The following is a 9,132-nucleotide window of genomic DNA, read 5'->3' on the forward strand; positions in this document are numbered from 1 at the left end:
TGTCAGGACGCCCGGGAGGGCCGTCAGGCGATGCCCAGTTCGTCGGTGATGAAGGCCAGGACCTCGTCGGTCGTGGCGTCCTGCAGTCGTTCGTTGACGTTCTCGCCGGTGTCGCCGCCCGCGCCGGCGCGCAGGTTCTTGAACCGGGAGAGCAGTTCCTCCAGGCGGGCGGTGACGGCGGCGTGGACGCTGTCATCGAGGGACACCTCCGGCAGGTAGCCGTCGAGGCGGTCGAGTTCGGCGAGTACGGCGTCGGCCGGGTCGGTCTGCTCGGGGGCGAACTCGCCGTAGAGCAGCCGGGCCAGCGCCAGCGGCGTCGGGTGGTCGAAGACGGCGGTGGCCGGGAGCCGGACACCGGTGGCGGCGCCGAGCCGGTTGCGGAACTCCACGGCGGTCAGCGAGTCGAAGCCCAGCTCCTTGAAGGAGCGGGTGGCGCCGACCGCCGAGGTGCCGGCGAAGCCGAGCACCGCCGCCGCGTAGGACTGCACCAGGTCGAGCAGCACGGTCTCCCACTCGTCGGTGGGCAGCGCGGCGAGCCGCTTGCGCAGCGCGTCGCCCTGGGCGCCGTCCTCCGCCGCGGACGCGCCCTGCGCGGTGCGCCGGGACGGGCCGCGGACCAGCGAGCGCATCAGCGGTGCCACCGGGCCGTCGCCCGCCTGCGAGCGCAGGCCCGCGGTGCTGAGGCCGATCGGGACGAGAGCGGGCTCCGTCCCGCCGACCGCGGTGTCGAACAGGGCCAGGCCCTGTTCGGGGCTGAGCGGCCGGATGCCGGAGCGGGCCAGCCGCGCCAGGTCCGTGCTCTCCAGGTGTCCGGTCATGCCGCTCGGCTCGGCCCACAGGCCCCAGGCGAGGGACACGGCGGGCAGCGCCGCGGCCCTGCGGTGGGCGGCGAGGGCGTCGAGGTAGGCGTTGGCCGCCGCGTAGTTGGCCTGTCCGGCGTTGCCGAAGACCCCGGCGGAGGAGGAGAACAGGACGAACGCGTCCAGTTCCGTCCCGGCCGCGACCGTCAGCTCGTGCAGGTGCCGGGCGGCCTCGGCCTTGGGGGCCAGGACCGCGAAGAGCTTCTCGGGGGTGAGCTTGCCGAGCGTCGCGTCGTCGAGCACGCCGGCCGCGTGGACCACGCCGCGCAGCGGTCGCGCCTCGGGCACCGAGGCGAGGAGCGCGGCGACCGCGTCGCGGTCGGCTACGTCGCAGGCGGCGACGGTGACGGTGGCGCCCGCTGCCTCCAGCTCTGCGGTCAGTTCGGCCGCGCCGGGGGCCTGCGCCCCACGGCGGCTGGTGAGCAGCAGGTGCCGTACGCCGTGCTCGCCGACCAGGTGCCGGGCGACGAGCGCGCCCAGACCGCCGGTACCGCCGGTGATCAGGACGGTGCCGTCGGACTGCCACGGCGCCAGGGCGTCGGCCCGCGCCTCCGCCCGGACCAGCCGGGGGGCGAGGATCTTCCCGTCGCGCAGCGCGAACTCCGGCTCACCGGTGGCCAGGGCCGCGGCGAGCAGGGTCCGGGAGGGGATGCCGGTTCCGATGTCCGCAAGGACGATGCGGCCGGGGCTCTCGGACTGGGCGGAGCGCACCAGGCCGTGGACGGCGGACTGCGCGAGGTCGGCGATGTCCTCGCCGGCCTCGGCGGCGACCGCGCCGCGGGTGACGACGACGAGCGTGGTGCCGTCGGTGCGCGGGTCGGCGAGCCACACCTGCAGGTCGCCGAGGGCCTGCATGACGGTGTCCTCGGTGCCGCTCTGCCAGTGCACCGGCGTCAGGACGGTGCCGATGGAACCGTCCAGCTCGTCGGTGCTGAAGATCTCCGGCAGGCCGGGGAAGAGCGGGTCGTCGCCGAAGACCGCCCAGTCCGTGGCCGGTTGCTGGTCGCCCGGGGCCGTCACGGCGGTCCACTCGACGCGGAACAGCGAGTCGCGGTGCGGGTCGGAGCCGGCGGAGCCGAGCTGGGCGAGCGCCTCCAGGGGGAGGCGGCGCAGCAGCAGGGAGTCGACGGCGGCGACCGGCGCCCCGGTGGCGTCGGCGACGTTCAGGGTGACGGCGCCGGTGCCGGGCGCCGCGGCGATCCGGACCCGCAGGGCGGAGGCGCCGACGCTGTGCAGCGCGACACCCGACCAGGCGAAGGGCAGCCAGGGCCCCTCCCCTTCGTCACCGTCCAGGAATCCGCCGAGCGCGATGGCGTGCAGGGCGGCGTCCAGCAGCGCCGGGTGCAGGGCGTAGTCGGCGGCCGCGGAGACCGCCTCGGTGGGCAGCTCGACCTCGGCGAAGAGCTCGCCGTCGCGCCGCCAGGCCGCCCGCAGTCCGCGGAAGACCGGCCCGTAGTCCAGGCCGACGGCGCCCAGGTCCGCGTACAGGCTCTCGGTCGTCAGCGCCTCGGCGCCGGCCGGCGGCCACTGGGTGAGGTCGGGCCCCGGAGCCGGGGTGTCCGCGGTCAGCAGACCGCTGGCGTGCCGGGTCCACGGGGTGTCCTCGTCGCTGTCCTCGGGTCGGGAGAAGACGGCGACCGGGCGGTGTCCGTCGGCGGCGGGCTCGTCGACCAGGACGCGCAGCTGCGTCTCGCCGCGTTCCGGCAGGACGAGCGGCGCCTCCAGGGTCAGTTCGGCCAGCGTGCCGCAGTCGGCCTCGTCACCGGCCCGTACGGCGAGCTCCAGCAGTGCCGTTCCGGGGACGAAGACGACGCCGCCGACCGCGTGATCGCCCAGCCAGGGCTGGGACTTGAGGGAGATCCTGCCGGTGAGCAGGTAGCCGTCCCGGTCGGGCAGGGCGACGGCCGCGCCGAGCAGCGGGTGCCCGGCCGGCGTCTGGCCGAGGCCGGCCGGGTCCACGGACCCGGAGACGGCCTCCAGCCAGTAGCGCTCGCCCTGGAAGGCGTACGTCGGCAGGTCGGTGCGCTCCAGCGTGCGGCCGGCGAAGACCGCCGACCAGTCGGGGCGTCCGCCGTGCGCGACCAGCCGCCCGAGGGAGGTCAGGACGCGGGTCGCACCGCCGTCGTCGCGGCGCAGCGTGCCGGTGACGACGACGTCGTCGGCTCCGGCGGCGGCCACGGTGTCCTGGACGCCGACTGTGAGCACCGGGTGCGGGCTGCACTCGACGAACACCGTGTGGCCGGTGAGGGCGAGCGCCCGCACGGCCGGCTCGAACTTGACGGTGTGGCGCAGGTTGCGGTGCCAGTACGTGGCGTCCATCTCGCTGCCGTCGATCAGCCGGTCCTCCAGCGTGGAGTACAGCGGAACGCGTCCCACCTGCGGCCGGACGGGGGCGAGTACGTCCTCCAGCTCCTCGCGCAGCGACTCCACGTGGGAGGAGTGCGAGGCGTAGTCGACGTCGATCCGGCGGGCTCTGATGGTTCGCCGCTCGCAGGTGGCGAGCAGTTCGTCGAGCGCGCCGGGGTCGCCGGAGACGACGGTGGACGACGGCCCGTTGTTCGCGGCCACCGAGATCTGGCCGGGCCACGCGGTCAGCAGCTCCTCGACCTCCGCGGCGGGCAGCGGCAGGGAGACCATGCCGCCGGTGCCGGCGAGGCCGACGAGCGCGAGGCTGCGCAGGGTGACGACCCGGGCGGCGTCCTGGAGGGTGAGCGCCCCCGCGACGCACGCGGCGGCGATCTCGCCCTGTGAGTGCCCGACGACGGCGGACGGCCGGATGCCGAGCGACTCCCAGACGGCGGCGAGCGAGACCATGACCGCCCACAGCGCGGGCTGGACCACATCGACCCGCTCCAGGGACGCGGCGCCCTCGACGCCGCGCAGCACGTCCAGCAGCGACCAGTCGGTGAACTCGTCGGCCGCGGCGGCGCAGGCCTCCAGCCGGGCCCTGAACACCGGTGAGGTGTCGAGGAGTTCGGCGGCCATGCCGATCCACTGCGAGCCCTGGCCGGGGAAGACGAAGACCGTCTTGCCGGGGGCGCCCGCGAGGCCCTCCTCGACGCCGGCAGCGGGGATGCCGTCGGCGATGTCCTTGAGGGTCTGGATCAGCGTCGGCCCGTCCGCCCCCACGAGCACCGCACGGTGTTCGAAGGGCGTGCGGGTGGTGGCCAGTGCGTGCCCGATGCTGCCGAGAGCGGTGGCGCCGAGCTCGGGCGCGCCCGCCAGGTGGGCGTGCAGCTTGCGGGCCTGGGCGCGCAGCGCGATCTCGCTGCGGCCGGTGAGCAGCCACGGCACGGGCGCGGTCTCGGTGGCGGTGAAGGGCGCGAGGGTGTCCGTCTCCGGTTCCCCTGCGGCCGGCTCGATCGCCGGCGCCTCCTCCAGGATGACGTGCGCGTTGGTCCCGCTGAAGCCGAAGGCGGAGACACCCGCCCGGCGGGCGCCGGATTCGCCGCGGGGCCACGGCCGCGCCTCGGTGAGCAGTTCCACGTTCCCCGCGGACCAGTCGATGTGCGGGCTGGGCTCGCCGACGTGCAGCGTCGCGGGCAGCTCCTCGTGGCCGAGTGCGGTGACCATCTTGATGACGCCCGCGATGCCCGCGGCGGCCTGGGTGTGGCCGAGGTTGGACTTGACGGAGCCGAGCCACAGCGGCTGGTCGGCGGGCCGGTCCTGGCCGTAGGTCGCGATCAGCGCCTGGGCCTCGATCGGGTCGCCGAGCCGGGTGCCGGTGCCGTGCGCCTCGACCGCGTCGATGTCGGCGGCGGCCAGCCCGGCGGAGGCCAGCGCCTGCCGGATGACGCGTTGCTGGGAGGGGCCGTTGGGGGCGGTGAGCCCGTTGCTGGCGCCGTCCTGGTTGAGGGCGCTGGCGCGGACCACCGCCAGGATGTCGTGCCCGTTGCGCTGCGCGTCGGAGAGCCGCTCGACGAGGATCATGCCGACGCCCTCGGCCCAGCCGGTGCCGTCCGCCGTGGACGCGAACGCCTTGCAGCGGCCGTCGGCGGCAAGTCCCCGCTGGCGGCTGAAGTCGACGAAGGTGTCGGGGGTGGCCATGACGGTGACACCGCCGGCCAGCGCCAGCGTGCACTCGCCGCGCTGCAGGGCTTGGATCGCCAGGTGCAGGGCGACCAGGGACGAGGAGCAGGCCGTGTCGACGGTGATCGCCGGACCCTCCAGGCCGAGCACGTACGAGACGCGCCCCGACAGCACCCCGGCGGACGTTCCGGTCCCGAGGAAGCCGTCGACGCCCTCGGGGAGTTCGCCGAGCCGGGTGCCGTAGTCGTGGTAGATCACGCCGGCGAAGACACCGGTCGAGCTGCCGCGCAGCGTGGCCGGGTCGATCCCGGCCCGCTCCAGCGCCTCCCACGAGGTCTCCAGCAGCAGCCGCTGCTGCGGGTCCATGGCGAGCGCCTCACGCGGGCTGATGCCGAAGAAGGGGGCGTCGAAGTCGGTGGCGTCGTACAGGAACGCGCCCTGGTCGGTGTACGTGGTGCCGGGGCGTTCGCCCGTCGGGTCGTAGAGCGACTCGACGTCCCAGCCGCGGTCGTCGGGCAGCCCGGCCATCGCGTCGGTGCGGGTGGCGAGCAGCTGCCACAGGTCCTCCGGGGAGCGCACCCCGCCGGGGAACCGGCAGCCCATGCCGACGATGGCGATGGGCTCGTCACCGGAGATCGACGTGCTGGCCACCGGTCCGGCGCCGCTCGCCGCCAGGTCGCCGACGAGTTCGGTGCGCAGGAACGTGGCGAGCACGTCCGGCGCCGGGTAGTCGAAGACGAGCGTGGCGGGCAGCCGCAGACCGGCCGCGGAACCGAGCCGGTTGCGGAACTCCACACCGGTCAGCGAGTCGAACCCGAGGTCCTTGAACGCCCGGGACGGGTCGATCGCCTCGGCGCCGGAGTGGCCCAGTACGGCGGCGACATTGCTGCGCACCAGGTCGAGGAGGAACTCCTCCTGCTCGGCGAGGGTCATCGCGGCCAGCCGCGGACCGAGCTCCAGCGCGGCCCCGCTGGTGGCGGCGCGGGCGGTACGGCGGGCCGGGGCACGCACCAACGCCCGCAGCAGCGGCGGAACTTCATCGGGTGCGGCGGTTGCCGGCAGCTCCAGGTGCATGGGGACCAGGGCGTGGGCGGCGAGGCCGACGGCCGTGTCGTACAGGGCCAGGCCCTCGGCGCTGCTGAGCGCCGCCGCGCCGGAGCGCGCCAGCCGCTCGCGGTCGGCAGCCTCCAGGACGTCGGCCATGCCGCCGCCCTCGGAGGCCCAGGCGCCCCAGCCCAGTGACAGCGCGGGCAGGCCCGCGCCGCGCCGGTGCGCGGCGAGCGCGTCCAGGTAGGCGTTGGCGGCCGCGTAGTTGGCCTGTCCGGGGTTGCCGAAGGTGCCTGCCGCAGAGGAGAACAGCACGAACGCGGCGAGATCCAGGCCGCGGGTCAGCTCGTGCAGGTGACGGGCCGCGTCGGCCTTCGGGCCGAAGACCCGGTCGACGCGCTCGGGGGTGAGCGAGGCGAGGATGCCGTCGTCCAGCAGGCCGGCCGCGTGCAGCACGGCTGTCAGCGGGTGCGCCGGCGGTATCGCGGCGAGGGTTGCGGCCAACGCCTCGCGGTCGGCGGCGTCGCAGGCGGCGAACGTGACGCTCGCGCCCAGCTCCTGGAGTTCAGCGGCGAGTTCCGGAGCCCCCGGCGCCTTGAGGCCGCGCCGGCTGGTGAGCAGCAGGTGGCGTACGCCGTACTCGGTGACCAGGTGCCGGGCGAGCAGACCGCCGAGCGCGCCGGTGGCGCCGGTGATCAGCACCGTGCCCTCGGGGGCGAGCGGCGCGGGCACCGTCAGGACGAGCTTGCCGGTGTGCCGGGCCTGCCCGATGTGGCGGAACGCCTCGGGCGCCTGCCGTACGTCCCAGGCGGTCACGGGCAGCGGCAACAGTGCGCCGCTGTTGAAGAGCTCCAGGAGGGCGGCGTACATCTCCTGGATCCGCTCGGGACCCGCGTCCATGACGTCGAACGCCTGGTACGCGACGCCCGGGTGGTCGGCGGCGACCGTGTCCGCGTCCCGGATGTCCGTCTTGCCCATCTCGACGAACCGTCCGCCGCGCGGCAGCAGCCGCAGCGACGCGTCGACGAACTCGCGGGCAAGGGAGTCCAGGACGACGTCCATGCCGCGCCCGCCGGTCGCGCCGAGGAAGCTCTGCTCGAAGTCCAGGGTGCGGGAGGACGCGATCCGGTCGTCGGTCAGACCGAGACCGCGCAGCGTCCCCCACTTGCCGGTGCTCGCCGTGCCGTACACCTCGGCGCCCAGGTGGGCGGCGAGCTGCACGGCGGCGATACCGACGCCGCCGGCGGCGGCGTGGATGAGGATCTTCTCGCCGGACTTCAGCCCGGCCAGGTCGTTGAGCGCGTAGTACGCCGTCAGGTAGACCACCGGAGCGGCGGCCGCCTCGGCGAACGTCCAACCGATCGGCATCGGAGCGACGAGGCGGTGGTCGACGACCGCGAGCGGCCCGAACGCGCCGGAGAACAGGCCCATCACGCGGTCGCCGGGCGCGAACCCACTGACACCGGGGCCGGTCTCCACGACCACACCGGCCGCCTCGAGACCGAGCCGGCCCGCGTCCCCCGGGTACATGCCGAGCACGTTCATCACGTCGCGGAAGTTCAGGCCCGCCGCGCGGATCGCGACCCGGATCTGGCCCTCGGCGAGCGGTTCGGCAGCCTCGGGGAAGTCGGCGACGTAGATGCTGTCGAGAGTCCCGCTGGCGGTGAAGTCCAGCCGCCAGGGGGCGGTGTCCGCACCGGCGGCAGGGGTTTCCAGGCTGTCGGCGGGCGAGCTGCGCAGCAGGCGCGCGGTGTGCGCCTGCCCGCCGCGCAGCGCCAGCTGCGGCTCGTCCGCGGCGATCGCGGCGGCCACCGCCGGGACCAGGGCCGCGGCCGAGGCCGGGGTGCCGTCGAGGTCCACGAGCACGATCCGGTCCGGGTACTCGGACTGCGCGGACCGCGCCAGGCCCCACACCGCCGCCGCACCGGGGTCGGCGACCGCGTCGCCGGGCGCGGCGGCCAGGGCGCCGCTGGTGACGAGCACCAGCCGCGCGCCGGGCAGTTGGTTCGCGTCCAGCCACTCCTGGAGCAGCGCCAGGGCGCTGTGCACGGTGTCGCCGATGGACGGGGACCCGGCGGTGGTGAACTGCGCGAGGGTCAGCTCGGCCTCGGCCGCCCCGTCCGCGCCTTCCGTCAGGGTCTCGCCCGCTGCGGTGAGCGCGTCGGTCAGAGCAAAGGTGTCGTCGCCGATCAGTGTCCAACTGCCGCCGGGGCGCGCCTCGTCGGCGACCTGGAACGGCGTCCAGTCGAGCCGGAACAGCGACTCGTGGTGGGCGGCGCCGCCGGCGGAAGCCGTCAGCTGGTCCACCGCGAGGGCACGCAGCACCAGCGAGCCCACCGACGCGACCGGCGCTCCGGCGGCGTCGGCCAGCTGGAGTGCCACACCGCTGCCGGAGGCCGCGGACGACACCCTGATCCGCAGAACGCTCGCTCCTGCCGCGTACAGGGCCACGTCCGACCAGGCGAAGGGGAGCTGCGGCGCGCTGCCGTCCTCGACGAAGTCGCCGAGGCTGATCGCGTGCAGCGTCGCGTCCAGCAGCGCCGGGTGCAGTCCGAACGCCTCGGTGTCCGCGCCCGCGTCCTCGGGCAGCGACACCTCCGCGAAGACATCGTCCCCGTGCCGCCATGCGGCCCGCAGACCCTGGAAGAGCGGGCCGTACTCCAGGCCCGACGCCGCCAGGTCGTCGTAGAGGTGACCGGTGTCGATCGCGCTCGCACCCGCCGGAGGCCACTGCGAGAAGTCGAACTCCGGGTCGGGGGCCAGCACCGATGCCGTCAGCAGGCCGTCGGCGTGGCAGGTCCAGGGAGCGTCGTCGGGCGCGTCCTCGGGCCGCGAGAAGACCGTGACGGGCCGCAGCCCGCCCGCGTCGGCCTCCCCAGCCTGCACGCGCAGCTGAACGGCACCCTGCTCGCCCAGCACCAGCGGCGCCTGGAGCGTCAGCTCCTCGACGGTGCCGCACCCGACCTCGTCGCCCGCCCGGACGGCGATCTCGACGAGAGCGGCGCCGGGGACGATGACCGTGCCGGAGACGGCGTGATCGGCCAGCCACGGGTGGGTGGTGAGCGAGAGCCGCCCGGTGAACAGCACGCTGTCCGTGTCCGGCAGCGTGATCGCGCCACTGAGGATCGGGTGACCGCCGGAGCGCAGCCCCAGCCCGGTCGCGTCACCGGTCGACGCCACCGTGCGCGGCCAGTAC

Annotated in this window: 1 protein-coding gene; it reads right to left on the reverse strand. The window is 75.1% G+C overall.

Annotated elements, in window-relative coordinates:
- Positions 1 to 23: 23 nt before the first annotated feature.
- Positions 24 to 9,132: SDR family NAD(P)-dependent oxidoreductase (locus AC07DC_RS41480; RefSeq protein WP_478920139.1), on the reverse strand; the 9,109-nt coding region annotated here is incomplete at its 5' end.

The organism is Streptomyces sp. NPDC045021 (assembly GCF_056432645.1).